The 24,690-nt window shown below is 67.7% G+C and carries 25 protein-coding genes; 6 read left to right on the top strand and 19 right to left on the bottom strand.

Going from position 1 to position 24,690, the window contains the following annotated elements; all coding sequences use genetic code 11:
• Positions 1-37: 37 nt before the first annotated feature.
• Positions 38-853 (bottom strand): TrmH family RNA methyltransferase, encoded by an 816-nt coding sequence (locus CGZ91_RS10420; RefSeq protein WP_094454924.1) that lies wholly within the window; start codon positions 851-853, stop codon positions 38-40.
• A 28-nt stretch (positions 854-881) separates the two neighbouring features.
• Positions 882-2,870 carry a potassium transporter Kup gene (locus CGZ91_RS10415; protein ID WP_094455003.1) on the bottom strand — a complete coding sequence of 663 codons (1,989 nt, stop codon included), beginning with the start codon at positions 2,868-2,870 and terminating at the stop codon, positions 882-884.
• 103 nt (positions 2,871-2,973) lie between these two features.
• Here CGZ91_RS10415 and CGZ91_RS10410 point away from each other — a divergent pair, with 103 nt between their 5' ends.
• Positions 2,974-3,975 (top strand): bile acid:sodium symporter family protein, encoded by a 1,002-nt coding sequence (locus tag CGZ91_RS10410; protein WP_229116577.1) that lies wholly within the window; start codon positions 2,974-2,976, stop codon positions 3,973-3,975.
• Positions 3,976-4,159: 184 nt separating this feature from the next.
• Here the strand turns inward: CGZ91_RS10410 and CGZ91_RS10405 are convergent, their stop codons facing one another.
• Complete coding sequence (locus CGZ91_RS10405) at positions 4,160-4,945, bottom strand: ABC transporter ATP-binding protein (RefSeq protein ID WP_094450255.1); 786 nt, start codon at positions 4,943-4,945, stop codon at positions 4,160-4,162.
• 76 nt (positions 4,946-5,021) lie between these two features.
• Here CGZ91_RS10405 and CGZ91_RS10400 point away from each other — a divergent pair, with 76 nt between their 5' ends.
• The gene (locus CGZ91_RS10400) at positions 5,022-5,777 is read left to right on the top strand and encodes a hypothetical protein (protein WP_094454920.1); all 756 of its coding nucleotides are present in this window, start codon (positions 5,022-5,024) and stop codon (positions 5,775-5,777) included.
• Here the strand turns inward: CGZ91_RS10400 and CGZ91_RS10395 are convergent.
• The 3 genes from CGZ91_RS10395 to CGZ91_RS10385 all read right to left on the bottom strand — a co-directional run bounded on the left by CGZ91_RS10395 (position 5,755) and on the right by CGZ91_RS10385 (position 7,704).
• Positions 5,755-6,027, bottom strand: a complete 273-nt coding sequence (locus CGZ91_RS10395) for a hypothetical protein (RefSeq protein WP_094454918.1) — start codon at positions 6,025-6,027, stop codon at positions 5,755-5,757. The two genes, CGZ91_RS10400 and CGZ91_RS10395, sit on opposite strands and share 23 nt — an antisense overlap.
• A gap of 116 nt (positions 6,028-6,143) precedes the next feature.
• Complete coding sequence (gene fabI / locus CGZ91_RS10390) at positions 6,144-6,920, bottom strand: enoyl-ACP reductase FabI (protein WP_094454916.1); 777 nt, start codon at positions 6,918-6,920, stop codon at positions 6,144-6,146.
• A gap of 52 nt (positions 6,921-6,972) precedes the next feature.
• Entirely contained in the window at positions 6,973-7,704 is a 732-nt protein-coding gene (locus tag CGZ91_RS10385) for an SDR family oxidoreductase (protein ID WP_094454914.1), read from the bottom strand.
• A 60-nt stretch (positions 7,705-7,764) separates the two neighbouring features.
• Between CGZ91_RS10385 and CGZ91_RS10380 the strand changes: the two genes are divergently transcribed.
• Positions 7,765-8,103, top strand: a complete 339-nt coding sequence (locus tag CGZ91_RS10380) for a DUF3099 domain-containing protein (RefSeq protein WP_229115966.1) — start codon at positions 7,765-7,767, stop codon at positions 8,101-8,103.
• Here the strand turns inward: CGZ91_RS10380 and CGZ91_RS10375 are convergent.
• On the bottom strand, positions 8,091-8,333 hold the full coding sequence (locus CGZ91_RS10375; RefSeq protein ID WP_094450260.1) for a hypothetical protein: 243 nt from the start codon (positions 8,331-8,333) through the stop codon (positions 8,091-8,093). The two genes, CGZ91_RS10380 and CGZ91_RS10375, sit on opposite strands and share 13 nt — an antisense overlap.
• Before the next feature lie 95 nt (positions 8,334-8,428).
• On the opposite strand from CGZ91_RS10375, the gene CGZ91_RS10370 reads away from it, so the two are divergent.
• Entirely contained in the window at positions 8,429-9,301 is an 873-nt protein-coding gene (locus tag CGZ91_RS10370) for an SURF1 family cytochrome oxidase biogenesis protein (RefSeq protein ID WP_179228983.1), read from the top strand.
• Positions 9,298-10,110: a putative RNA methyltransferase gene (locus CGZ91_RS10365; protein ID WP_094450262.1), complete on the top strand. Its 813-nt coding sequence runs from the start codon at positions 9,298-9,300 to the stop codon at positions 10,108-10,110. The genes CGZ91_RS10370 and CGZ91_RS10365 overlap by 4 nt, the downstream gene beginning before the upstream one ends.
• Positions 10,111-10,120: 10 nt before the next feature.
• Here CGZ91_RS10365 and CGZ91_RS10360 read toward each other — a convergent pair whose 3' ends face one another.
• From CGZ91_RS10360 to CGZ91_RS10345, 4 genes are read right to left on the bottom strand one after another with little or no spacing between them, the layout of a single operon-like run.
• On the bottom strand, positions 10,121-12,409 hold the full coding sequence (locus tag CGZ91_RS10360) for an FAD-dependent oxidoreductase (RefSeq protein WP_094454912.1): 2,289 nt from the start codon (positions 12,407-12,409) through the stop codon (positions 10,121-10,123).
• A 37-nt stretch (positions 12,410-12,446) separates the two neighbouring features.
• Positions 12,447-13,328, bottom strand: a complete 882-nt coding sequence (locus CGZ91_RS10355) for a carbohydrate ABC transporter permease (RefSeq protein ID WP_094454910.1) — start codon at positions 13,326-13,328, stop codon at positions 12,447-12,449.
• A complete protein-coding gene (locus CGZ91_RS10350; RefSeq protein ID WP_229116569.1) occupies positions 13,325-14,215 on the bottom strand; it encodes a carbohydrate ABC transporter permease in 891 nt (296 codons plus the stop codon). Before CGZ91_RS10350 ends, CGZ91_RS10355 begins: the two co-directional genes overlap by 4 nt.
• 14 nt (positions 14,216-14,229) lie before the next feature.
• Positions 14,230-15,420 (bottom strand): ABC transporter substrate-binding protein, encoded by a 1,191-nt coding sequence (locus CGZ91_RS10345; protein WP_179229316.1) that lies wholly within the window; start codon positions 15,418-15,420, stop codon positions 14,230-14,232.
• Positions 15,421-15,608: 188 nt separating this feature from the next.
• On the opposite strand from CGZ91_RS10345, the gene CGZ91_RS10340 reads away from it, so the two are divergent.
• Positions 15,609-16,634, top strand: coding sequence for a LacI family DNA-binding transcriptional regulator (locus CGZ91_RS10340; RefSeq protein ID WP_179229315.1), 1,026 nt, complete (start codon positions 15,609-15,611; stop codon positions 16,632-16,634).
• 3 nt (positions 16,635-16,637) lie between these two features.
• Here the strand turns inward: CGZ91_RS10340 and CGZ91_RS10335 are convergent, their stop codons facing one another.
• From CGZ91_RS10335 to CGZ91_RS10300, 8 genes are all read right to left on the bottom strand, one after another.
• Entirely contained in the window at positions 16,638-17,318 is a 681-nt protein-coding gene (locus tag CGZ91_RS10335) for a carbohydrate ABC transporter permease (RefSeq protein WP_094454904.1), read from the bottom strand.
• Complete coding sequence (locus CGZ91_RS10330; RefSeq protein ID WP_144276869.1) at positions 17,309-17,728, bottom strand: hypothetical protein; 420 nt, start codon at positions 17,726-17,728, stop codon at positions 17,309-17,311. The genes CGZ91_RS10335 and CGZ91_RS10330 overlap by 10 nt, the downstream gene beginning before the upstream one ends.
• Positions 17,729-17,823: 95 nt before the next feature.
• A complete protein-coding gene (locus tag CGZ91_RS10325; protein WP_324252661.1) occupies positions 17,824-19,689 on the bottom strand; it encodes an ABC transporter ATP-binding protein in 1,866 nt (621 codons plus the stop codon).
• Positions 19,690-19,745: 56 nt separating this feature from the next.
• Positions 19,746-20,183 (bottom strand): helix-turn-helix domain-containing protein, encoded by a 438-nt coding sequence (locus CGZ91_RS14640; RefSeq protein ID WP_229115967.1) that lies wholly within the window; start codon positions 20,181-20,183, stop codon positions 19,746-19,748.
• Between the two features lie 64 nt (positions 20,184-20,247).
• Positions 20,248-21,237 carry a peptidoglycan-binding protein gene (locus tag CGZ91_RS14060; RefSeq protein WP_144276868.1) on the bottom strand — a complete coding sequence of 330 codons (990 nt, stop codon included), beginning with the start codon at positions 21,235-21,237 and terminating at the stop codon, positions 20,248-20,250.
• A 126-nt stretch (positions 21,238-21,363) separates the two neighbouring features.
• Positions 21,364-22,041 (bottom strand): peptidoglycan recognition protein family protein, encoded by a 678-nt coding sequence (locus CGZ91_RS10310; RefSeq protein WP_094450265.1) that lies wholly within the window; start codon positions 22,039-22,041, stop codon positions 21,364-21,366.
• Positions 22,042-22,055: 14 nt separating this feature from the next.
• On the bottom strand, positions 22,056-23,654 hold the full coding sequence (locus CGZ91_RS10305) for an ABC-F family ATP-binding cassette domain-containing protein (protein WP_094450266.1): 1,599 nt from the start codon (positions 23,652-23,654) through the stop codon (positions 22,056-22,058).
• Between the two features lie 36 nt (positions 23,655-23,690).
• Positions 23,691-24,659, bottom strand: a complete 969-nt coding sequence (locus CGZ91_RS10300) for a helix-turn-helix transcriptional regulator (protein WP_094454900.1) — start codon at positions 24,657-24,659, stop codon at positions 23,691-23,693.
• Positions 24,660-24,690: the final 31 nt, after the last annotated feature.

Below are 24,690 nucleotides of genomic sequence, written 5' to 3'. Positions count from 1 at the left end.
GGGGTATGTCGGCGCGCCGGGGGCTCAGCCCCGACTGTCATCTGGTCGCCCAGAACGCCACCGCCGAACTCGCGGCCACGTTGAGCGAGTCAACACCGTGCATCATCGGGATCGTCACCCGCGCATCCAGCAGGCTGTCCGCCTTCGGCGTCAGGCCGTCCCCCTCGGTGCCGAACACGAGCGCCAGCTTCGGATGGTCAGCCGCCACCAGCTCATCCAGCGTGATCGCACCCTCCCCCAACGTCATGCCAGCCACCACGTAGCCGGCATCCTGGAGCTGCCCGATCGCCGCGGGCCAGGGATCGGCCCGCACCCACGGCACCTGGAACACCGTCCCCATGCTCACCTTGATCGAGCGGCGATAGAGCGGATCGGCGCAGCGGGGCGTCCCCAGCACCGCATCGACGCCCAGGGCGGCCGCCGAACGGAAGATGGCACCGACATTGGCGTGGTCCACCAGGCCTTCCAGCACCGCGATCCTGGAGCGCGTGCGCCCGGCCAATTCCCCCGCCAGCAGGTCCGCCACCGTACGCGGCTCGGGCCGCTCGAAGCAGGCCAGCGCTCCGCGGTGCACGTGAAATCCGGTCAGCCGCTCGATCATCGCCTCGTCGCCGACGTAGACCGGCACCTGCGGCCACTGACCCAACACGTCGGACAGGCCCGATAGCCAGCGGCTGGCCAGCAGGAAGGACCGGGGCGTACCGCCGGCCTCGGCGGCCCGGCGGATCACCTTCTCACCCTCGGCGATGTAGACCCCGCGCTCGGCCTCCAGGTGGTGTCGCAGCTGGGTGTCCCGCAGGCGTACATAGTCCGCCAGCCGCGGATCCTCAGCTGTCGTCACCGCGATCTCCATGGTCGTGAAGCCTATCCCGCAACGACCCTCACAGCTCGGTCTCAGCGCCCATGACCACGGTTCGAGAGGTCGGCAGGTGCATCGCCTGGGTGCGGTTGGCCGACCCCCGCTCCAGCGCCCTCACCAGCAGTTTCTGCCAGCGCGGCATCACCGGCTCCTTGCCCAGCTCGATCCGGAACACCGACAGCACATACATCGCCTGCTCCGGGTCCAGCGCCAACTCCGGCATCGTGTCGCCGTAGCGCCCGATCGCGTTCCGCAGTGCGGCCGGGACGTCCTGGGAGTCGTGGAAGCCGACCAGATGCACGACCTGGACGATGCCGGGGCCGAGCACCCGCGCGGTCACCCGCTCCCCGCGGCGGGCATGGGGCACGCCGATCTGCTTCAGGGTCAGGATCACCACGTGTTCATGCAGCACCCCGTTCATGGCGACGCCGGTGCGCAGGGCCAACGGCACCGTCGCCGGATCGGCGTGGGGATAAACCACCAGCCCGGGCACCCGCGCCACGCGCTGTTCCGCCACCTCCGCCAGGAAGTTCTCGATCGGTCCCTCCATCGCCCGCCGGCGACCGAAGAGGATTCTGGCGCCGCGATGCCACACCAACATCACCGTCACCAGCACCGCCGCGATCACCAACGGGATCCAACCGCCTGCCGGCACCTTGACGATGGTCGCTGCCAGCAGCACCAGTTCGATGCCGCCGACCACCACCGCCAACCCGACCACCCGCCACAGCGGCCAGTGCCGGACCCTCAGCAGGTACAGCAGGAACAACGACAGCACCAACACGATCGTGGCCGTCACCGCCAACCCGTACGCCGCCGCCAGCGCCTCGGAACGCTGGAACACCAGCACCAACGTGACGACACCGGCGTACAGGATCAGGTTGATCGACCCGATGTAGATCTGGCCGCCGTGCTCGGGTGAGGTCTGGGTGACCTTCAGCCGAGGCAACAGCGACAACCGGCTCGCCTGCCGGGCCACCGAGAAGGCACCGGAGATGACCGCCTGGGATGCGATCACCGTCGCGATCGCCGCCAACGCCACCAACGGGAGTCGCAACGGATCAGGGACGAGGGAGAAGAACGGATTGACGATCGTGGCCGGGTCCTGGAGGATCATGGCGCCCTGGCCGTAGTAGTTGATCAGCAACGCCGGCAGCACCAACGCCAGCCACGCCAGCGCGATCGGTCGCCGCCCGAAGTGGCCCATGTCGGCGTACAACGCCTCGGCCCCCGTGATCGCCAACACCACCGCACCCAGGGCAATGAAAGCGACCACGGGCCGGTCGATCAGGAAGACCAGGGCGTAGTGGGGCGACAGCGCCCGCAGGATGCCCGGATTCGCCAGCAGGTGCGGCAGTCCGGTGATCGCCAACACCAGGAACCACACGATCATCACCGGTCCGAACAACCGACCGATCCCGCCCGTGCCGCGCCGCTGGACGACGAACAACAGGCTCAGCACCACCACTGCTCCGGGCAGGATCACCGAGTTGGACACCGAACCGGTCACCTCGATGCCTTCGAACGCCGACAGCACCGAGATCGCTGGGGTGATGACCGAGTCGCCGAAGAACAGACTGGCCCCCACCACCCCGACCACCAGCGCCGCCGAGGCCTCGCCTGGGCCCACGCCACCTGGGCCGTGCAGCTTGCGCAGCACCAGCGCGGTCAACGCCAGAATGCCGCCCTCGCCCTGGTTGTCGGCGCGCATGATCAGCCCGATGTAGGTCACCGTGACGATCACAATCAGGCACCAGGTGACCATCGAGATCACCCCCAGCACGTCCAGTTCGGTGGGCGCAACGGCATTGTGATTGAGGCTGAACACGGTCTGCAGCGCATAGAGCGGGCTGGTGCCGATGTCGCCGAACACCACCCCCAGCGCGCCGACTGCCAACGCCGTGACGGGTGTGAAGGGGCGCGGTGCGCCACTGCTGTCCAGGGCTCGGCGGGCTTGTGGGGCCTGCGGCGGGACGGTCTCGCCAGTACCGGACGAGCGCGGGATGTCCATCACCACTCCGACAATCCTGCCACCACTGCAGCCGATAGGGTTGCCGGGTCCCCCACGACCGGAGCATGGAGTTCACGTGCGCAAGTTTGGCCTTGACGGCTTCATGTCGGCGATCATCATTGCCGCCATTCTCGGCTCGGTGCTGCCGGCCACCGGATGGGCTGTGACGGGCGTTGACTGGGCGACCATTGCCGCCATCGCGGTGCTGTTCTTCCTGTACGGCGCCCGGCTCTCCCCCCAGGAAGCGCTCGCCGGCCTCCAACACTGGAAGCTGCACCTGACCATCCTGTCGCTGACCTTCGTGGCGTTCCCGCTGCTGGGCCTGCTGTTTTCGACGGTCGCCTCACCGTGGCTGTCAGCCGGTCTGACAGCCGGTCTGTTGTACGCCACTCTGGCCCCCTCGACCGTGCAGTCCTCGATCGCCTTCACCGGTCTGGCCGGCGGCAACGTCGCCGGCGCCGTGGTCAGCGCATCCGCCTCGAACCTGCTGGGCGTCATCCTCACCCCACTGTTGGCGATGGCGCTGTTGACCACGACCGGGGATGCGGGCAGCGCGGTCGACCCGGGTTCGATCATCACGATCATGTTGCAGCTGCTGCTGCCCTTCGTGATCGGCCAGCTGTCCCGGCGCTGGACCGCCGACTTCGTCACCCAGCACAAGAAGCCACTCAAACTGGTCGACCAGGGCTCGATCCTGCTGGTGGTCTACGCCGCCTTCTCCGAGGGCATCCGGGAAAACGTCTGGTCGGCGGTGGCACCGATGCAACTGGTGGTCGTGGTGGTGGCGTGTGTCGTGTTGTTGGCGGTGGTGCTGGCCGGCACCTGGTTCCTGGCGCGGGCGCTCGGTTTCGACCGTGCCGACTCGATCGCGATCCAGTTCTGCGGCTCGAAGAAGTCCTTGGCGACCGGGCTGCCGATGGCGGCGGTGCTGTTCGCTGGACCTCAGGCAACCCTGATGGTGCTGCCGCTCATGATCTTCCACCAGATCCAGCTGATGGCCTGCTCATTCCTGGCTTCGCACTACGCCCGCACGGGCGCGCTTCCTGACCAGCCGACGGCGGAGCACCAGCCAGCAGCCGAGGCCGACCAGGACAGCAACAGCTAGCTGCACCGGCCCCCAGGTGGGCAGGAACGCCGCCACCACGCCGCCGGCAGCGAATCCAGCCACCAGCCACCAACGGCGTACCGCTCCGGGGATCGCCATCAGGCCGAGGCTGAACACCACCAACACGACCCACAGCGACCAGGGATGGTCGCCGAGCAGGTCCGCCAAGTTGACCGACATGACCTCAGCGGGCCATCGCAGTGAAGCGGCCCCCGGCGGTCCGCGCCAGCCGCAACTCCAGCCCGAAGGTGTCCGACAGCGAGGCGGAAGTCACCGTCTCCTGGATCGGACCAGCGGCAACCACCTCGCCCTGGCGCAACAACATCGCGTGCGTGATGCCGGGCGGAATGTCCTCCATGTGATGGCTCACCATCACGACGGCAGGTGAATCGGGATCTTGGACCAGTTCGGTCAGCGTCGCGAGCAGGCCCTCTCGGCCGGCCAGGTCCAGGCCGGCTGCGGGCTCGTCCAGCAGCAGCATCTCCGGATCCGACATCATCGCGCGGGCCAGCTGTACGCGCTTGCGCTCACCCTCGCTGAGGGTGCCGAACGTGCGCTGTGCGAGGTGGCCGACGTTGAGCTGGTCCAGCAGCGCCTGGGCTCGGTCGTGGTCCAGCGCGTCGTAGTGTTCGCGCCACCGGCCACTGACGGCGTACGCCGCCGACACCACGACGTCGCTGACGATCTCGCTGCGGGGCAGCCGTTCGGCCAAGGCGGCGGAGGTGACACCGATCCGGGGCCGCAGTTCGAAGACATCGACCGCGCCGACGATCTCGCCGAGCAGGTCGACCATGCCCTCGGTGGGATAGAGCTGAGCGGCAAGGATCTGCAGCAGGGTGGTCTTGCCCGCCCCGTTGGGGCCGATGATGACCCACCGCTGATCCTCATCGATACGCCAGTTCACGTCGCGAAGAAGGTGTTTGCCGCCCCTGACGACGCCCACCCCGACAAGTTCGGCCACTGCGCTCATGGCGAGCAACCTACCAGCCGCCGCCGCAGGATTTCGGCATTGCCGGGTAGGGTCCCAGCGACTGAGGAGGTGCTCCATGTCCGTGTCCGCCATGCCCGATGAGGTGGCCGTTGCCGCCGCCATTCGGCTCTGCCGCGGTCTGCTGGCGCTCACCGCCCACCGCGGCAGCATCGAAGGGGTCGCGCACCTCATCGTGGGCCCCGAGGTCGCCCACCACGTGCATGACCCGGACGGCCTGGTGGGCAGCGGCGAAGGTGAGGAACTGCGCGTGGTCCTGCCCGCCCTGCTGGCCCACCAGATCCACGGGTCGCACCGCAGCCCGTGGCAGCTGGCGCTACCTCAGCCCGGCCAGTTGGGCGGGCTGCGCGGACCAGCTTCCCTCACCCAGCAGGCGCTGGCTGCCGGGGCGGCAGTGCTGGGCAACGACCTGGCGTTGCTGCCGCATCCCGTCGGTCCGGCGCTGCAGTGGGTGGTGCTGCCCGCCCAGCTCCCGAGCCCACCCGAGGGGCCGCGGGAGGCCGAACAAGCCCTGCAGCGACTTCTGCTCGAATCGGGAGATGCCCTGGGCGAACGCCACGGCACGGCGGCCGATCGGCCGCAACCGAGCGAAGCGCCACACTTCCCGGTGACCAGCGCGCCGGCTCAACGGGCGCTGGATCGGGCGTGGCGGTGGTGGTGGCTGGCCGAGGCCGGTTTGGCGGCCGACCCGGCGTACAGCTCGCACGGCTCGGCGCAGCGCGATCAGGTGCTGCGTCGGCTGCGCGACGCAGCACGGGCCGCGGTGGCCGCAGCCGCCAGCACCCCGGTGGTCAGTGCTCCCGACGGTCCTTGAGGAACTCGTTCTCCCCGACCGGTACGCCAGCATCGGCGTCGGCGTCACGCTGCCGGTAGCCACCGGCCTGGTTCTCCAAGGAGCCGGTGCTGCCGTACTGCTCGCCGGCCGCCTGGTGGCTCAGCCGGTCCGACTCCCCGAACTCGCCCAGATCGTCGAAAGCGGGGTCCTCGTCCCGCTCCCCGCGATAGAGCGGGTTGGTGGGGATCTCTTCGGTCGTGCCGTCTTCGGTCGTACCGTCTTCGGTCATGACAACCTCCTTGGTTGCTCGAGCACCCGCGTTTGCCGATTCCCGTTGGTCGATTCCCGATGTGGTCCCGACAGTGTGCCTCATTGAGCCACACCGCACCGACAATTGCTGCTGGCTCAGGCTCCGGTGGAGTGAATGCCCCCGTCAACGTGGATCATTTCGCCGGTGGTGGCAGGGAACCAGTCACTCAGCAGGGCCACCGCTGCCTTGGCAGCGGGCTCTGCGTCCTTGGCGTCCCAGCCCAGCGGGGCTCGTTCGGTCCAGACCTGGTTGAACTGGTCGGCTCCGGGAATGGCGGTCTTGGCGATGGTGTCCAGCGGCCCGGCAGCCACCAGGTTGGAGCGCACGCCCTCAGCGCCCAGATAACGAGCCAGGTAGCGCGAGGCGGATTCCAGCGCCGCCTTCGACACGCCCATCCAGTCATAAGTGGGCCACGACACGGTCGCATCGAAGGTCAGACCGACCACACTGGCGCTCTCCCCGAACAGCGGCTGGCAGGCGCGCACCAAGGAGACGTAGCTGTAGGCGGAGATGTGCAGGGCGGTCGACACATCGGACCATTCGGTCGACATGTACGCCCCACCCAGAGCGGTTTCAGGATTGGCGTACGCGATCGAGTGCACCACACCGTCGAGCCGGTCGACCCCGGCTGCGCGCAGCGCATCCGACAGACCGGCGAGCTGGTCGGCATCGGTGACGTCGAGCTCAATCACCGGCGGTTCGGTGGGCAGCCGCCGCACAATCCGCTTGGTGAGGCCCAGCGCCCGCCCGACGTTGGAGACGACGACCGTGCCGCCCTGCTCCTGGATGATCCGGGCGATCGAGAAGGCAATCGAATTGGGCGCCGTGACACCTGTGACGAGGAACGTCTTGCCCTCCACCAGTCCGCTCATGTCTGTCCTTCCCGCGCTGACGCGCTCCTGTGTGGGGTGTTGGGGGTGATGGTCAGTGGCCCATGCCCAGGCCGCCGTCGACCGGGATCAGGGCTCCGCTGATGTAGCCGGCGTTCTCGCCGACCAGGAACTCCACCGTGCGGGCGACGTCGTCCACGTCACCGAACTTGCCGGCCGGGATCTGCTTCAGGTAGCCCGCCGCGATGTCCTCGGGCAGGGCCGCGGTCATGTCGGTGTCGATGAATCCGGGCGCCACCACGTTGCTGGTGATGCCGCGGCTGCCGAGCTCGCGGGTGAGGGAGCGTGCCATGCCGATCAGGCCGGCCTTGGAAGCGGCGTAGTTGACCTGCCCGGCCGACCCGAGCATCGCCACCACCGAGGAGATCAGCACGATCCGGCCATACTTGGCACGCACCATCGCGCGGCTGGCGCGCTGCACCAGGTTGAAGGTGCCACCCAGGTTGGTGCCGACCACCTCGTCGAACTGATCACTGGACATCCGCAGCACCAGACCGTCACGGTTGATGCCGGCGTTGGCGACCAGCACCTCGACCGGGCCGAGTTCGGCCTCGATCTGCCTGTACGCCGCATCCACCTGGCCGGCATCAGCGATGTCGCAGGCCACGTTCAGGGCACCGTCCGGCCCGGATCCGCTGCGGGAGGTGGTGGCCACCCGATAACCGGCTGCCATCAGCCGTTCAGCGGTCCGCACGCCGATGCCGCGGCTCGCTCCGCTGACCAGCGCAACCCGGCCGGTGGTGTCGTGGGATTCAGCTGACTCCATGACTGGTGACCCTATCGCGCCGGCCCGGAGCCGGTGAGCGGCGCGCGTACAGTGTCGGACGTGGCCGGCCATCCTCACATCATCACCGATGCGCGGGTGAGCCATGCCGTCGATCGACGCCGTCGCCAAGGTCTGTACTACTCGATGATGGCAGTCCGCGTGCTGTGCGTGATCGGGATGATCTTCACGCCGCTGCCGTGGGCCTTGCTGCTGTTGACAGGTGCGGCGCTGCTGCCGGTCATCGGGGTGGCGATCGGCAATGCGGTTGACCGTCGCGGTGAACGAGGGACCGCGCCGCTGGGGCGTACGGATCCGGGGACGCCGGCATTGACCGACTCCCAGGTGGTGCCCGGTGAACTCGACGACCCCGGGCCGAAGCCCCGACCTCAGGACTCCTGAGCGATCGCCGGGTCGAAGGGGACGGTGTCGCGCAGAAAACCCCGCGCCGACAGGAACGAACCCAAGGTGTCCTTGTGGTCCTCGCAGGCCACCCAGTGCTTGCGTCGCTCCGGCGCGTGGATGCGGGGGTTGTTCCACTGCAGGTCCCACACCGGATGGGCCGTGCAGCCGCGCGAGGAGCAGCGGGCGGGCGGTCGGTCGTCGGTGGTGGGACTCTGCGGACTGGTCATGTCGCCAGTCTAGGGAGCTGGCGCTGCTGGACTAGTCTGGACGGGTGCCCGGCCGAGGTCCCCGGTGGGCGCAGCCGAATGGTGCAGGAGGTGCCGTGTCCCGGGTCTGGCAGCGATGGATCGCGCTCGGCGTGTTCGTGGTGGTGCTGGGCACCGCCTTCGTACTGCTGGGTCGCTGGCAGCTGGACCGGTTGGACGAACGCCGGGAACGCAACGCAATCATGGTCGCCCACCGCGATGCCCCAGTGGTCGACTATCGCGAGGTCTTCACCCGCCCCATCACCGAGGAGGACCAGTGGCAGCGGGTTTCGGTGACCGGCCACTACACCGGCGAGCAATGGCAGGTCCGCTATCGCAGCAATGACGGCCGCACCGGTTTCGAGGTGGTCGCGGTGATGGAGACCACCAACGGTGACCTGATCCTCATTGATCGCGGCTTCATCGCTGGCAACAACGACCAGGTCGCCGTTCCTCCGCCGCCCGAGGGCGAGGTGACCATTGTGGGGCACGTCCGCCGCAACGAGCAGGGCCGCAACTCGGCAATGGAGCCCAGCCAGGGGGGCGTACGCCTGATCAACTCCGATCGGCTGTCAGCCGCCTCAGGGCTGCCGTTGATCAACGGCTACATCGGCGCCCTCGAATCCGATCCGGCCGACCATGCCGACTTCACCGCGGTGCTGTTGCCGGAACTGTCCGACGGACCGCACTTCTGGTACGCGGTGCAGTGGTTCATGTTCACCGGCATCGCAGTCACCGGACTGGTGGTCTTCATCCGTGGTGACATCCGGCAGCGCAAGGGGCTGCCGAAGAAGAGCCGGTTTGCCGGCTTCCAGCGCAACGCACCGCCGCCGCGGCCCGAGGAGATCGCCGCCCATGAGGCCCTGTGGGGCGGACACCATGACGGAGCCAGCCTGGACTCCGAGGCCACCGCGACGAGCGCTGAGGACACCGAGAAGGCCGCACGATGAGTGTCGCGGACATCGCTGCCCACCTGCGCTGCCCGGTGTGCAGCGAGGATGTCACCGCTGAACCGCGTCGGCTGGTCTGTGTCAACGGACACAGCTTCGACATCGCCAAGCAGGGCCACATCAATCTGCTCAACGCCGGCCAACCTCGCAACGCGGACTCCGCTGACATGGTTGCGGCGCGACTGCGCTGGCTGGAGACCGGGGCGTACACCCCGATCCTTGAGCTGGTCGCCGACATGGCCGGCGAGGGCCCCGGGCCGTTGCTGGATGTCGGCGCCGGCCCCGGCTGGTACGCCGGCAAGCTAGCCGCGCGCTTGCACCGTCCCGTCATCGCCGCCGATGTGTCAGTGCCGGCCTGCCGGACCGCAGCTCGGTTGCATCCCGAGCTGGGGGTGGTGGTCGCCGACACCTGGAAGGGCCTGCCGGTGCGCAGCGGAGCGATCCGGACGCTGGTGTGCATCTTTGCGCCGCGCAGTCCCTTCGAGTTCACGCGGGTGCTGGAGCCGGGCGGTCAGCTGGTTGTCGTGACGCCGCTGCCGGAGCACTTGGCTCGGCTGCGCGAGACCGCCGGCCTGCTCGGCATCGACCCCGACAAGGACCGCCGCCTGGCGGACCTGGCCGAGCGCGGCTTCACCCTGGTGGCCGAACGCGAGCACCGCGCCACGGTTACCGCCGAGCCGGCCCGGGTCGCCGACCTGATCGCGATGGGACCGAATGCCTTCCACGACCACGGCGACCTGACCGAGGCCGGCGACGATCTGGTGCCGGTGGAGGTCGCGGTCAAGGTGACCAGCTGGCGCCGGGACTGAGGTGCTCGGGTCAGTAGACCCGCACCTCGTGTACGCCGACACCGCCGGGCTGCTGGTCGAACTCGACCCGCACCGCCGTCACCTCGGTCGCCTCGAATCGGTGCACCCGGCATGGCAGCACGTTGTCGCTCACCGCCTCGGCCTCCCGCCACTCTCCCCCGGCCCGGACCAGGATCCGGTAGTTGGCGGGGATACCGGGGTCGCGCCACAGCGGCGGGGTCCGGTCGTACTCGCGCAACAGCTGCCCAGGAAAGGACAGCTGCAGCTCGCTGACCGTGATCGGCTCGGACCAGGCCAGCGACAGCGACGGCTGCGGGTCGGTCGGTTCACTGAGCCACAGGTTGGGTGCGCGGTGCGGCCGCGCGGCGCCCCGGATGGCCGCGTCGGCCGGATGCACCGGCTGGGGCGGGCTCACCCGATGGCTCATCGTCACCCCGTCACCGAACCGTCGCAGTCGACCCGGCGTGTGCTCGAAGGCCGACACCGCGTACGGCACGGTCCGGCCTGCGCGGACCCAGTCGAGGTCGGGTGAAGCAGCCACGTCGACGCGCAGATAGCTCTGCGGCGCGTCGGCCGGAATCGTCGGCACCGGCACGTCGATCCAATGGTCACCGGGGTCGACGACGACCTCGGCGGTGGCGGAGTCGGGCACGGTGACGCGGTAGTCCCAGACGTGCGTCACCGGGCTGACCGCCACCGGCACGGTGACGGGCTGAGCACCGCGGTTGCGCAGCAGCACCTGGATCGACTCGACACCGGGTGCGTCCGGCCCGGCCGCCACGGGCAGCCACTGGGACCGCAATTGGCTGAGCTCTTGCTTGGCGCCGGCCGTCTTCTCCCCCGGCAGCGCGACCGGTGGCTCGTCGTCCGGGCCGGCCCCGACGAAGGAGGTCTCGCTGGAGGCAGTCAACTGCGCTGCGCGCGCATGGTCGTCGGGATCCTGGTTGACCACCCCGGTGAGGAAGCAACCGTCGCGCAGCAGCCGCTGCTGCACGGTCTGGATCGCCGTGTCGCTGATCTGGTGCAGGGGCACACCGTCGCGCAGGCTCACGGCCGCGGCGGTGCCCGCGGCCTGCCCCATCAGCGCGGTGGTGGCCTGGACCCGGATCGAGCCGAGCGCCACGTGGGTCGCCGACACGTTGCGGCCGGCCATCACCAAGTTGTCGACGTCCTTGGCGATCAGGCTGCGCAGCGGAATCCCGAACGGGCCCACATAGGCCCGGGTCGCCGCCGGCGCAGTCAGGATGTAGCCCTCGGCAGCGGTGGGCTCGCTGGTCGCGGCCAGCATGCCGCCCGGGGTGTGCAGGTCGATGTTCCAGCCGCCGTACGCGACCTCGTCGGCGGGCGGTTCGGTGGCCAGCAGGTCATGTTCGGTCATCAGGTGCAGCCCCATGATCCGGCGGCTCTCCCGCTTGCCCGGGAGCTGCCCGATCCAGTCCAGCGCCAGGTTGGCGGTCCGGTCGCGGAGCTCGGGGTCCTTGTTCTTCATCCAGTCCCACACCCCCAGCGTGTGGCGGGTCAGTTCGTGGCGCAGCTTCTCGGCGTCGGCGATGGTGTCCCACGGCTTGCCCAGTTCGATCCACCAGAACCCACCGCGTACGTCATTGGGTCGCCGACCACCCTCGTAGAAGAAGGCCGGGTCGGTGTACTCGTGCGCCCACTCGGGCAGGTCGAAATCGACCGGACGGCCGACGTCCTTGGTCTTGAAGTGCAGCGAGTTGCCCATGGTGTCGGCGCTGGCCTCGGGCAGCGCATGGGGCTCGTCGAACTCCGACTGGGCCTCGGTGCCGTTGCGGATCTCACAGCCCGCCCGTGCGCCGACGATCCCGTCACCGGTCGCGTCCAGGAACACCCGTCCCGAGATGCGCGACCAGCGCTCCTCCGAGGGGGTGTAGGCCCGCACCGCCGCGATGGAATCGCCCTCGCGCTCGACGTCCATCACCTGGGTGTTGAGGTGCAGCGTCAGCCCCTCGGTGCGCTGGGCGATGTCATAGAGGGTGAGGTCCCAGACACTGTTGGTCCAGCCGTTCTCGAAGAGCTCCTCGTGGTTGCGGGCGCGCTCCAAGGCCATCGCCTCGGCCAGCACGCCGCCCTCGCGGGCACCGGCGTGATAGGTGGTGCTGCCGCGCGGCACCACCCGCACCTCGGAGGACGAGTTGCCGCCCAACACCGGCCGGTCCTGCACCAGCGCCACCCTCACCCCGATCCGGGCGGCGGCAATCGCAGCGCAGTAGCCGGCCAGGCCACCGCCGCAGACGACGAAGTCGTAGTCGGCATGGGTCAGGTCAGTTTCTTGCATCGGGTTTCTCTCCTAGTTGGGGCGACTCACGGATCGGTCAGCCCTTGATGCCAGTGGTGGCGATGCCCTCGACGAGCCGCTTCTGCAGCAACAGAAAGACGATGAACACCGGGACCAAGGTCAGCGCCGACATCGCAAAGAGCTGGCCGTAGGCCGATTGCCCCATGGAGTTGACGAACATGCGCAGCCCCAGCGGCACCGTGTAGCTGTTGACGTCGCTGAGATAGATCAGCGGGCCCATGAAGTCTTCGTAGGTCCAGATGAAGGTGAACACCGCGGTCGTGGCCAGGGCCGGCGCGGTCAGCGGCAGGATGATTCGGAAGAAGATTCCGAAGTAGCCACAACCGTCGAGCTCGGCTGCCTCGTCCAGCTCGATGGGCAGGCCGCGGATGAACTGCACCAACAAGAAGATGAAGAAGGCATCGGTTGCCAGCAACTTGGGCACGATGAGCGGCAAGTAGGTGTTGACCCAGCCGAGGGCAGTGAAGACCGTGTACTGCGGGATCAGCGTGACCTGGCTGGGAATCATCACCGTCATCAACATCGCCGCGAAGAAGAAGGCCCGCAGCGGAAACCGCAATCGCGCGAAGGCGTACGCCGCGAGCGTGCACGACACCAGATTGCCGACCACTGCACCGAGACAGACGATCATCGAGTTGGTCAGGAAGGCACCGAAGCCCGGCGGGTTCGCCGACCAGCCGGCCACATAGTTCGACAGCGTCGGCGAGGACGGTAGCAAGCTGGTCGAACTGAAGATTTCCGAGTCGGTCATCAGACTGCTGCGCACCAGCCACAGCAACGGATAGATCGTGACCACGCACACCAGGATCAGAAATCCGTGCCGCAGTAGCCCGCTGACGGACGCCGCGGGCGCGGGGCGCCTGCGGCGAGAGTTGAGTCGTGAGGAGTCCAAGATCATCCGTCCGAGTAGTGCACCCAGCGGCGCGAGGCAGCAAAGTTGACTGCGGTGACGACGGCGATGACCGCCACCAGCACCCACGCGAGCGCCGAGGCATAGCCCATGTCGTACTCACGAAACGCCCGCTGGAAGATGTAGAGGGTGTAGAACAGCGTCGATCCGACTGGTCCACCCTTTCCGTCACTGATGATGTACGCCGGCGTGAAGGCCTGGAAGGCAACGATCGACTGCATCACCAAGTTGAAGAAGACCATGGGCGTCAGCAGTGGGAAGGTGACTCGCCAGAAGGTCTGCCATCGACTCGCGCCGTCCACCCGAGCGGCTTCGGTCAGTTCGGCGGGAATGTTCTGCAGACCCGCGAGGAAAATGATCATGGGCGAACCGAACTGCCAGATCGCCAATACGACCAACGTCCACAGCGCTGTGTCGGGGCTGGCGATCCAGTTGCGGCCCTCAATCCCGACCAGTGCCAGGGCCTGATTCACCACGCCTTCACCGCCGAAGAGATAGCGCCACAGAATCGCCACGGCGACACTGCCTCCCAGCAGCGACGGCAGATACATCACCGCCCGGTAGACCCCGATCCCCCGCATCGCGCGGTTCAGCAGTACTGCCAGAGCAAGCGCGACCATCAATCGCAGCGGCACCGATGCGACCACGTAGACCGCGGTCACCTTCATGGACTGGGCGAAATCAGGGTCGCGGGTGAAGATCGTCTCGAAGTTCTCCAACCCAATCCATCGGGCAGCAGTGAACAGGTCATACTCCGTGAACGCCAAGTACGCCGACGTGGCCATCGGCCCGACGACCAACCCGAAGAAGCCCACCAGCCACGGCGCCAGGAAGAGGTAGCCAGCGACCGCCTGCCGGCGTGCCCGCGTCTTCACCCGTACTCGCGTACTCACGATCGAGCGTCGGCAAAGAAAGCCTGGACCGCTTCGTCAACGGTGGTCTGCCCGAACCGCAGCGCCTCGGCCAGATCCTCGATCTGGGTCCGAGAAGTCGCGAAGCCCTTCGGCCACAACCGGTTGAGGGGCTTGGAGTTGTCCGCAACGAAGTTCATGTAGTCGATGGCGTTCTGCTGAGTCTCGTCCAAGCCCGTGAGCTGATCACGGGCGGCCTGGCTGGGCGGCGTACCCAAGGAGACTCCGACCGCGCTGATGGCCTCGGGATCGGCGAGCAGGAAGTTGATGAGTTCGCCAGCGCCGGCAGGATCCGGACTGGTGCTCGAGACAGACCACAGACTGGCCGCGTTCATCCACAGGCTCGGATGCTCCGCCCCGTAGGGAGGCAGGTCGATGGTCCACCCCACATCGGCCAGACCGGCGAGGTTGACGTAGTCCTGGGTCCACGCGGTGCCCATCACGGCGCGCTGTCGCGCCAGGTTTGAGTTCTGCAGGCCACCGGACGATTCGGCCGTCTCCTCTGCGGTCGGCACGACGCCGTCCGCGCGCAGCCCCTCCCACATCGTCAGCCACTCCCCCAGCTCGTCCTCGAGCGGGTTGATGGAGCCGTCATCGGCGTACAGCTCCTGCCCCATCGAGCGGATGTGCAGGATGAAGGAGATCAGGTCGCCCGAGTTGTCGACCAAGGGTCGGACCCCGTTGTCCAATGCCGGCAGCAGCGACCGCGCCAGGTCCGCCAGATCCTGCCAGCTGTAGGCGCTGTCCGGAATCTCCAGATCGGGGGCAAGCTGTCGGTTGACGGTGATCCCGTACGCATTCGCGGCGGCGACCACGCCGAACAGTTCGTCGCCGACCGCGCCGAAGGACTGCAGACCTTCATCGACGACCGTGGTGTCGAGACCGTCGAGGGTGTTGAGATCCAGCAGTGCGCCGCGCTCGGAGTAGTCCGGGATCTGACTTCCAGCCTGCATCACGACGTCCGGAGCGTTGCGAGCAGCGGTCGTCGTCGCCAGCTTCTCCCAGTAGCCGTCCCACGGCAGCGTCTCGCGGGTGGTTTCCCGGCCATCCTCGCGGTCGGCGTAGAGGTCGAGCGCCGCAGTCAGTGCCCGGTTCTCGCCCTCGCCGCCCCACCAGGTGATCCGCAGCGTGCCATCACCACCGCCTCCGCCACCGCCGGGGGTTCCCACGGCACAGCCCGCGGCCGAGAGCGCCGCAAGAGCAGCGCTGCCCGCAAGCATGTGCCGCCTCGACATGGTCATTGAACTCTTCATCGAGCACCCCGAATTCTAACGCTAGAATTTCTGTTCTCACGTTAGAATGCATGATCTCCGCGACCAGCACAAGACCATCCAGCCCATCAGTAGGATTTGGTGTCATGCCCGCCGACCGCAAGCGACCCAGCATCAAGGATGTGGCCGCGCGCGCCGGGGTTTCCTGGAAGACCGTGACCAACGTGATGCACGGCCGCGCCAACGTACGCCCGGAGACCCGCGACCGGGTGTTGGCGGCCGTCGACGAACTCGGCTATCGCCCCAACCCGGTGGCTCGACAGCTCCAGGAGGGGCGTTCGCGTGTCATCACCTTGGCGATCCCCGACATCACGTCCTCCTACTTCAGTCGTCTCGCAGCAAGGATCATCGAGTTGGCTCGCGGACAGGGCTGGATGGTCGTGATCCGAGAAACCCGCGGCGACACTGCGATCGAAACGGCCGTTCTCGAGGACGGCGACCTTCACTACGCCGATGGGGTGATCCTCGCCGCCGTCTCCCTGAGCAACGCCCACCTGCAAACCATCGCCAGGACCCGGCCCTTGGTGGTGATCGGTCAACGGGATGATCCGCCTGGCCCGAACCACGTGATCATCGACAACATTGGGTCCGCCGTGGTGGCCACCCAACATCTGCTGGATTTGGGGCGGCGCCGACTTGCCTTCGTCGGTGGCACGCAACACGGCCCGGGCCACCTGCGCCAAGTCGGATTCCTGAGGAAGCTTGCAGCGGCCGGTCTCGAACCCGCCGGGCTGATCGGCGTACGAACCTTCGACCGCAAGTCCGGGGCTGATGCCGTGACGACTGCCCTCGATCAAGGACTTCGCGCTGACGCGCTGGTATGTGCGGTCGACTCCGTTGCACTCGGCGCCATGTTCGCATTGCGGCAGCACGGGGTCCAAGTGCCGGACGATGTCGCGGTGCTCGGCTGGGACAACATCGAGGACGGGGCGTACTCCAACCCCACCCTCACCACCATCGCCCCTGACGTGGACCGGGTCGCCGAGGCAGCGGTGACGGGAGTGCTGCAGCGCATCCGCGAGCCGAAATCCGACCATCTGGACACCGTGCATGTCCGCTATGAACTCATCCATCGGGAGAGCACCGGCGGGCCGTTGGCCGCATCGGACTGATACTCAGCCCTTCAGCGCACCCTCCATCACGCCCTTGGAGAACTGCCGCTGGAAGATCAGGTAGATCACGATCGAGGGGATGAACATGATCAGCGCTGCCGCGACGGCGGTGTTGAAGGTATAGTCGGGGTCGGAGGGGCCTGGCTCGAAGAACCGGATGCCCAACGACATCGGGACCACGTCGGTGCCGGCGAAGGTGAAGGCAAACATGTACTCACCCCACGCGAAGACGAAGGTCATCAGCGCGACGATGACGGCGCCACCGCGGGCCAGCGGGAAGTAGATCCGCCACAGCACCTGCCACATCGAGGCCCCGTCCAACCGGGCAGCCTCCTCCAACTCCCCCGGCAGGGTCGAATAGATGCCGCGCATGATCAGCAGTCCGATCGCCAGGTGCCAAGCGGAATAGACCAGGATCAGTCCCAGTTGGGTGTCCAGCAGTCGCATCTCGAAGAGCTGGATGTAGAGCGCCGCGATCGCGGTGGTCGAGGGGATGAACAGGGTCGCCACGATGGTCCAGAAGATCAGTTCCCGGCCCGGGAACCTCAACCGCGTGAACGCAAAGCCGCCCATCGCTGCCGTGACGGTCACGATCACGACGGTCGCACCGGTGATGATGAAGCTATCGATGATGTAGCCCACCATGCCCGGCACCCGCTGGACCATCGCCGGGATCAGTACCACTCAGAGGTGTCGACGTACCAGCCGTCCTCGAGCTGCACCAGATAGATCTCGCCCCAGGTTGCACCGACCACCTCGACCTCCTTCATGGTCACCATGGCCTTGCCCTCACCAGTCGACTGGGACCCAACGACCTTGGCCTCGGTGAAGGGTTCGTACTCCTCGCTGGCGTATCGGTTGAGGAAGGCGACGCACTCCCGGTGCCCGGCCGAATCCTCGGTGTTGGGCTGGCCGCCGGTGGCGGTGTGGAGGCAGGCCGCCGGAGTGTCGCCGCCACCGAACGCCTGCAGCCACTCCTCTGCCGCAGCCTCGGGGCTGTCGGAGGGGCCGCCACCGCTCGAGCAACCGGCCAGCAACACCATGCCGGCAGCAATGGCCGCGCCGGTCCGAACTACGCCTGTGATCCTACGCATGACTCCCTCTCGACTGGTGGGCGGATTCACTCGCACCCTAACCAGCAGGCGGTTCACACGCCCCGGCATTCGGGCCCAGCCGCACGGGATCCGGCTCATTCGTGGAGGGCGAACTGGGTCCGATGCAGCGTCGCGTACACGCCATCGGCGGCGAGCAGGTCGTCGTGCCGGCCCCGCTCGACGATCTCGCCGTCCTTGACCACCAAGATCTGGTCGGCCTGGCGTACCGTCGACAACCGGTGCGCAATGACGATGCTGGTGCGGCCTTCCATGGCCAGATCGAGCGCCTCCTGCACGGCCCGCTCGGAGTCGGAGTCGAGGTGCGCGGTTGCCTCGTCGAGGACCACGATCGGCGGAGCCTTGAGCAGCAGCCGAGCAATCGCAAGTCGCTGGCGCTCGCCACCGGACAGTCGATAGCCCCGGTCACCCACCACGGTGTCCAGACCGTCGGGCAGCCGGCGGACCAGATCATCCAGCCGAGCCGAGGCCAGCGCTGCGTACATTTCCTCGTCGCTGGCGCCGGGCTTGGCGTAGTCGAGGTTGTAACGCACGGTCTCGTGGAACATGTGGGCGTCCTGGGTGACATAGCCCACGTACGCGTGCAGGGACTCCAGCTGCAGGTCCCGGACGTCGACGTCGCCGACCCGGACGCTGCCGGCGTCCACGTCGTAGAGCCGCGCAATCAGGTGGGTCATCGTCGTCTTGCCCGAGCCCGAGGGCCCGACCAGTGCGACCGTCTGGCCCGGCTCGGCCCGCCAGGTCACTGACCGCAAGACCGGCTCGCCGTCGCTGGACTCGACCTCGGGGTGCACCTCCAGACTCGACAGCCCCGTGGCGTCGGGGTACTGGAAGGTGACGTCATCGAACTCGATCCGCGCCGGACCGCGGACCTCGACGGCATCCGGCTTGTCGTGGATCGGGATCGGCAGGTCCAGCACCTCGAAGACCCGCTCGAAGCTGACCAGCGCCGACATGATCTCGACCCGCAGGTTGACCATCGTCACCAAGGGTTGGAAGAGCCGGCCCACCAGCACCGCCAGGGCCGTCAACGCGCCGACCGTCAGCCCGCCGTCGATGGCCATCACGCCACCGAAGCCGTAGATGATCGCGGTGGCCAGGGCCGCCACGAAGACCATCGCGGTCAGGAAGAAGCGCTGCGTCAGGGAGAACTGGACGCCGAGGTCGGCCAGCTTGGCGGCCTGGCCCCGGAAGTGACGGCGCTCGTCCGCGGTACGCCCGAAGAGCTTCACCAGCAGGGCGCCCGAGACGCTGAATCGTTCGGTCATCGTGGCGCCCAGGTCACCGTTGGCCTGCATCCGGTCCCGGGTGATGCCGGGCAGTCGACGACTGGCGTAGCCGGAGGCCAGCCACAGGATCGGTGCCAACACCAGCGCGCCCAGGGTCAGCTGCCACGACAGGCTCACCATCGCCACCAGCACCAGGACCAACGACAGGACGGTCGACAGCGCCACCGACAGGGTCTGGGTGAAGGCCTGCTGGGCGCCGTTGACGTCGGAGTTGATCCGGGTCACCAGCTTGCCGGTGTGGCTGCGGGTGAAGAACGCCAGCGGCATCTGCAGCACCCGGTCGAAGACGGCGACGCGCATGTCCCGGATCAGGCCCTCGCCGATCCGGGCGGAGAACCAGCTCTTGACCAGAGTGGCACCGGCGCCGAGCAAGGCGACGCCCACCAGCACCAAGGTCAGCGTGATGACGGCCTGGCGGTTGCCGGCCAGCACGCCGTCGTCGATGATGCGCTGGAAGAGCAGTGGCGGCACGATGCCCGCCACCACCTCGGCGGCGATCGCGATCACGAAGACCGTCAGGCTGGCCCGATAGGGCTGCGCGAAGCCGAGCACCCGTCGCCAAGTGCCGGGCTGCAACTTGCTGTCCTTGACCGATCGGTCCTTGCGGAAGGAGCCCATCGGCCCCATCATCATGCCGCCGCCACCCATGCCCATCGGTCACGCCCCATCTCTCAGCCACCGGCCGTCCCGGCGGCCCCGGGGCGTACGCCTCAGGACTTCTTGGACTTCTTCTTGCCCTTCTTGCCGGACTTCTTCTTGCCGCTCTTGTCCTTCTTGGACTTGCCCGACTTCTTTTCCGTCGGCTCATCATCCTTGATCGTCGGCACGGACTTTACGGCATCTGAGGCGGACTCGAGAGCATCCGCGTCGGCCTCGAAGCCGCCGGCCTTGAGGTCAGCAACTGCTTGGGCCACCTCTGCCCGGCGCTGCTGCGCCACCGGACCACGCATGACGCCGCCGCGACTCCGTCGGGTCACGTCGCTCTCGGCGAGCAACCCCTGGACGAACCCGAAGGACCGTCCCAGATCGTCGGCGATCGATCGGATCGACTCTCCGACTCCGTAGCGGCGTGCCACCTCGGCGGCAAGGTCGATACGCGCCTGTCCAGCGATCCGTTCGCGGCGGCGCCAGCGTGGGTGTTGTGTCATGGTCCTCCTCATCGACCCGACAGCCTACGCCCAAGATTCCAGCTGTCGCGATCCGACCCCGACCTCAGACCAGGACACCAGTGATATTGGCCAGCTTGGTCCTGGTCAGCAGCCCGAAGACGCCGTCGACGGTCAGGCCAGCGCGACGCTGGAACTCCTTCAGCGCGGCCTCGGTGGCCGGCCCGAACGAGCTGTCGACCACCAGCGGCATCCCCGGATAGCTCGGGAACCACGTGTTCAGGGTCGTCTGCAGAGTCTTCACCCGGGTGCCCTTGTCACCCCTGCGCAGCGTCGGGGCGGTCTCTTCGCCTCCCCCGCCTTCGCCACCGAAGTCGTGGTGGCGGATGAAGCCGTCGATGTCATCGACGTTGCGCACCCGGCGCCAGCAGCCATTGCCGTTGGTCTGGCTGCCGCCATTGCCCTCGCTGGTGTTGTATTCGATCGTGGTGATCGTGCCGTTGTCGTTGTTGCGTTCCAGGACGCCGACGTGACCCAGGTTGAACAGGCACACGAAGTCACCGGGCTTGGCGGAATTGAGCGACAGCCAGTGGTTGTTCGCGGCCGCGTACTGCTTGAGGCTGGGCACGTAGTAGGGCAGCTCGGCCGGGTAGCCTTCCAGCCCCAGTCGCCACCGGTTCAGCTGCATGCCGCCGGCGCAGTAGGGGGCGTCTTGGGCGGCCCAGTCCTTGAGGTAGGCATCGCCGGTGAAGTCGGCGAGGCCGAGCCACACGTAGTCGTCTCCGGTCTTGCCGATGTCGGCTGCGCAGCTGTCGAGGAACTGCTGGGCGGTGACGCCCGCCTTGGTCGGGTCAGCGAGGCTGGATTTCTCCTGGGAGACCGGCACGTTGGTGCGCGGGTCATCCAGGTTGGCGACCTCGGGCAGGCGCTTCAGCTTGTCGAGCTCGGACTCCTCGGCGTACGCGAAACCACCGGCCACTCCGACGAACGGGGCGGCCACCAAGCCCATGCCGGCGGCGCGGAGCAGCGTACGCCGGCTGGTGCCGGGCGGCGGTGACGTCGGTGACTGGTGCACGCTCTGATCACGCTGGGACATTGTGTTTCCTCCTGGGGGTGTGAGGGTGTGCGACGGATGTCGCCCCTCCAACCGATCAAGGAAGAGGTCCACCCGTCACCGCCATGAGGTTAACAATCGGCAAACTTCGCTCACCCTCTGGTCACCTCAGCCGCCGTGCAGCACCGCCGCCACATCGCGCCGAAGCCGGGCCACCCGGCCGTACAGCCAGTCACCCGGGCAGTCGGTGTTGGTGACGTCGCGGTGCCCCACGATGCCGGAGGGCTGCACTCGGTGTTGGGTGCACAACCATGCCGTCAGCGCCACCAACGCATCCCATTGCGCTGCCGGCATCTCCTCAGTGTTGTAGGTGCCCTCGTTCTCGATCCCGACCGAGGCGTCGTTGGCGCCGTACGCATGGGAGCCCTGCACGAACTCCGATCCGGTCCGGCTCGCGTCGAGGCTGCCCACCCGCCCCTCGAGGACGGAACCGCCCCGGGAAACGGTGAAGTGCTGGCCGCTGTCGGACCAACCCTGGGATTCCATGTGGAATCGCTGGATCGATCGCGCCAGTTCCTCGGCATGTTCCTGGGACAGGTCGTCGGTGTTCGGCCCGGCCGTGTGATGGATGACGATCAGGTCCGGGCGTCGATGGACGACCTCCGGCGGGCCCTGCGGCGACATGGCGCCCCACTCGTCGGCGGAGATGATCACCGGCTCGGCCACCGGCACCGTGTTCACCGGGTCCCGGTCCGGCGCGATCGAGCAGCCGGCGATGCCGGCGCCCAACAACGCGATCCCACCGCCCAACATCGATCGTCGATCCAAACGCGGCAGGTGGGTCATGCGCGGAGCCTTCCTCAGGCCAGGGTCACCAAGTCAAGGTAGTCATCGTTCCACAGGTCCTCGTCCCCGTCGGGCAGCAACAGCACCTTGTCGGGCTGCAGTGCCTGCACCGCACCCTCGTCGTGGGTGACCATGATCACCGCCCCGGCGTAGGTGCGCAGGGCGCCCAGCACCTCTGCCCGCGAGGCCGGGTCGAGGTTGTTGGTGGGCTCATCCAACAGCAGGACGTTCGAGGCCGAGACCACCAGCATGGCCAGGGCCAGCCGAGTCTTCTCACCACCGGACAGCACCCCGGCGGGTTTGTCGACGTCGTCGCCACTGAAGAGGAAGGAGCCCAACACCTTGCGTACCTCAGTGTCGTTGAGGTTGGGCGAGGCCGACTTCATGTTGTCGAGCACCGACCGGTCATCGGCCAGCGTCTCGTGTTCCTGGGCGTAATAGCCGGCCTTGAGGCCATGGCCCGGGATCACCTTGCCGGTGTCGGGCTCCAACTGGTTGGCCAGGATCCGCAGCAGGGTGGTCTTGCCGGCGCCGTTGAGCCCCAGGATGACGACCTTGGCGCCGCGATCGATCGCCAGGTTGACGTCGGTGAAGACCTCCAGCGAGCCATAGGACTTCGACAGCCCCTCGGCGGTCATCGGGGTCTTGCCGCACGGAGCCGGATCGGGGAAGCGGATCTTGGCGACCTGGTCGACGACCCGCTCGCCCTCGATGGAGGCCAGCAACTTCTCGGCGCGGCGCGCCATGTTCTGGGCGGCGACCGCCTTGGTGGCCTTGGCGCGCATCTTGTCGGCCTGGGTGAGCAACTGGTCGGCCTTGCGTTCGGCGTTGACCCGCTCCCGCTTGCGGCGCTTCTCGTCGACCTCACGCTGGGTGAGGTAGCGCTTCCAGTTCATCGCGTAGACGTCGACCTCGGCCCGGTTGGCATCCAGATGGAAGACCTTGGTGATGGTCTGCTCCAGCAGCCCGGTGTCGTGGCTGATCATCAGGACGCCACCCGGATAGCTTTGCAGGAAGCCGCGCAGCCACACGATCGAGTCGGCGTCCAGGTGGTTGGTGGGCTCGTCCAGCAGCAGGGTGTCGGCACCGCTGAAAAGGATCCGGGAGAGTTCAACCCGGCGCCGCTGGCCGCCCGAGAGCGTCCGCAGCGGCTGGTCCAGCACTCGTTCGGGCAGGCCCAGGTTGAGGGCGATCCGGGCCGCCTCGGCCTCGGCGCCGTAGCCACCGGCAGCGGAGTGCTCCGCCTCGGCACGGGCGTACCGCTCCATCGCCTGCTCCCGCTCGGCGTCAGTGCCGTCAGCCATCGCCTCAGTGGTGGACCGCATCCGACGCAGCACCGAGTCCAGTCCACGAGCCGACAGGATCCGGTCCCGCACGATCGCGTCGAGGTCACCGTCGCGGGGGTCCTGCGGCAGGTAGCCCACTTGCCCACTGCGGCGCACCTGCCCGGCGGCGGGCTGCCCCTCCCCGGCCAGGATCCGGGTCATCGTGGTCTTGCCCGCACCGTTGCGGCCCACCAGTCCGACCTTGTCGCCGGGGGCGATCTGAAAACTGACGCCCGCCATCAACAGGCGGGCGCCGGCACGAACTTCAAGGTCATGGACAGACAGCACCGATCAATCATTCCCCACCCCCGACAGGCAGCCAAATCATTTGTGGCCCGGCGGGCCGGCCCATCGGACCAGGTGTTGACCGAGGTCGCGCCACAGCTCGACCAGGTCAGCCGGTTTCGCGTCGACCACCTCGGCTCCCAGGTGCCACAGCGTCCAGCCCAGATACCAAGCCAGGGCGGTCCATTCCGATGCTCCAGCCTCCACCAGGCAGTCTCCCTGCGGCAGGGTGGTCACCGTCACGTACGAACCGAGATGCCGTTCCAGGTCCGCGGCGGTGGTGCCACGAACCCTCAGCCGGGCGACGTTGGGCCACGGCCTGCGCTCCCCGAGCAGACTCACCGGATCGGGTGCCTCACGTGGCGTGAAGGTCCAACTCGTCACGTACACCTCGCTCATCCGATCGAGCCGAAACGTACGCCAGTCCTGCCGCTCCGGATCGTCGGCGAACAGATACCAGAGCCGGCCACTGGTGAGCAGCCGATACGGCAACACGTCACGTTCGGTGACCCGATCCTCGCCGCTGCGATAGCTGAATCGCACCCGTCGGTGCCCTCGGACCGCGGCCGCGAGGTCGGTCAGCAGCGCCGCCGCCACCTCCGGATGGTCGCGGCGCGGGAGCCACGAGGTGGCGTCGGTCAGCGCCTCCACCTCGACTGCCAGTCGCGCCGGCAACACCTGATCCAGCTTCGTCAGCCCTCGTAGCGCGCTCTCCCCCAGCCCTTCGACGCCCGAACCGGCGGCCTGTCGCAATGCCACGGCGATCGCAACAGCCTCATCATCCTCGAGGACCAACGGTGGCAGTCGGGCGCCGGGGCCGAGCCGATAGCCACCCACCGCGCCCTGCTCGCCGGTGACCGGATAGCCAAGCTCCCGCAGCCTTTCGACGTCTCGACGGATGGTGCGGTCGGTGACCTCGAGGCGTTCCGCCAGCTCTGGTCCGCTCCAGACCGGCCGCGACTGGAGCAGGCTGAGCAGCCGCAGCAGGCGGCGCAGGGTGTCGGCCATGCCCCCCAGTGTCGCGCACCGCGCTGATCCT

Source organism: Parenemella sanctibonifatiensis (genome assembly GCF_002250565.1).
In the GTDB taxonomy this organism is placed as follows: domain Bacteria; phylum Actinomycetota; class Actinomycetes; order Propionibacteriales; family Propionibacteriaceae; genus Parenemella; species Parenemella sanctibonifatiensis.
Note: the sequence above shows the minus strand (reverse complement) of the source record. Positions and strands in the feature narration are given on the sequence as shown.

What these genes read in the sequence shown, in the direction of transcription:
- CGZ91_RS10420 (WP_094454924.1), bottom strand. Translation starts at nt 853, where the DNA reads ATGGAGATCGCGGTGACGACAGCTGAGGATCCGCGGCTGGCGGACTAT.
- CGZ91_RS10415 (WP_094455003.1), bottom strand. Translation starts at nt 2,870, where the DNA reads ATGGACATCCCGCGCTCGTCCGGTACTGGCGAGACCGTCCCGCCGCAG.
- CGZ91_RS10410 (WP_229116577.1), top strand. Translation starts at nt 2,974, where the DNA reads ATGTCGGCGATCATCATTGCCGCCATTCTCGGCTCGGTGCTGCCGGCC.
- CGZ91_RS10405 (WP_094450255.1), bottom strand. Translation starts at nt 4,945, where the DNA reads ATGAGCGCAGTGGCCGAACTTGTCGGGGTGGGCGTCGTCAGGGGCGGC.
- CGZ91_RS10400 (WP_094454920.1), top strand. Translation starts at nt 5,022, where the DNA reads ATGTCCGTGTCCGCCATGCCCGATGAGGTGGCCGTTGCCGCCGCCATT.
- CGZ91_RS10395 (WP_094454918.1), bottom strand. Translation starts at nt 6,027, where the DNA reads ATGACCGAAGACGGTACGACCGAAGACGGCACGACCGAAGAGATCCCC.
- fabI (WP_094454916.1), bottom strand. Translation starts at nt 6,920, where the DNA reads ATGAGCGGACTGGTGGAGGGCAAGACGTTCCTCGTCACAGGTGTCACG.
- CGZ91_RS10385 (WP_094454914.1), bottom strand. Translation starts at nt 7,704, where the DNA reads ATGGAGTCAGCTGAATCCCACGACACCACCGGCCGGGTTGCGCTGGTC.
- CGZ91_RS10375 (WP_094450260.1), bottom strand. Translation starts at nt 8,333, where the DNA reads ATGACCAGTCCGCAGAGTCCCACCACCGACGACCGACCGCCCGCCCGC.
- CGZ91_RS10365 (WP_094450262.1), top strand. Translation starts at nt 9,298, where the DNA reads ATGAGTGTCGCGGACATCGCTGCCCACCTGCGCTGCCCGGTGTGCAGC.
- CGZ91_RS10360 (WP_094454912.1), bottom strand. Translation starts at nt 12,409, where the DNA reads ATGCAAGAAACTGACCTGACCCATGCCGACTACGACTTCGTCGTCTGC.
- CGZ91_RS10355 (WP_094454910.1), bottom strand. Translation starts at nt 13,328, where the DNA reads ATGATCTTGGACTCCTCACGACTCAACTCTCGCCGCAGGCGCCCCGCG.
- CGZ91_RS10340 (WP_179229315.1), top strand. Translation starts at nt 15,609, where the DNA reads ATGCCCGCCGACCGCAAGCGACCCAGCATCAAGGATGTGGCCGCGCGC.
- CGZ91_RS10330 (WP_144276869.1), bottom strand. Translation starts at nt 17,728, where the DNA reads ATGCGTAGGATCACAGGCGTAGTTCGGACCGGCGCGGCCATTGCTGCC.
- CGZ91_RS10325 (WP_324252661.1), bottom strand. Translation starts at nt 19,689, where the DNA reads ATGGGCATGGGTGGCGGCGGCATGATGATGGGGCCGATGGGCTCCTTC.
- CGZ91_RS14640 (WP_229115967.1), bottom strand. Translation starts at nt 20,183, where the DNA reads ATGACACAACACCCACGCTGGCGCCGCCGCGAACGGATCGCTGGACAG.
- CGZ91_RS14060 (WP_144276868.1), bottom strand. Translation starts at nt 21,237, where the DNA reads ATGTCCCAGCGTGATCAGAGCGTGCACCAGTCACCGACGTCACCGCCG.
- CGZ91_RS10310 (WP_094450265.1), bottom strand. Translation starts at nt 22,041, where the DNA reads ATGACCCACCTGCCGCGTTTGGATCGACGATCGATGTTGGGCGGTGGG.
- CGZ91_RS10300 (WP_094454900.1), bottom strand. Translation starts at nt 24,659, where the DNA reads ATGGCCGACACCCTGCGCCGCCTGCTGCGGCTGCTCAGCCTGCTCCAG.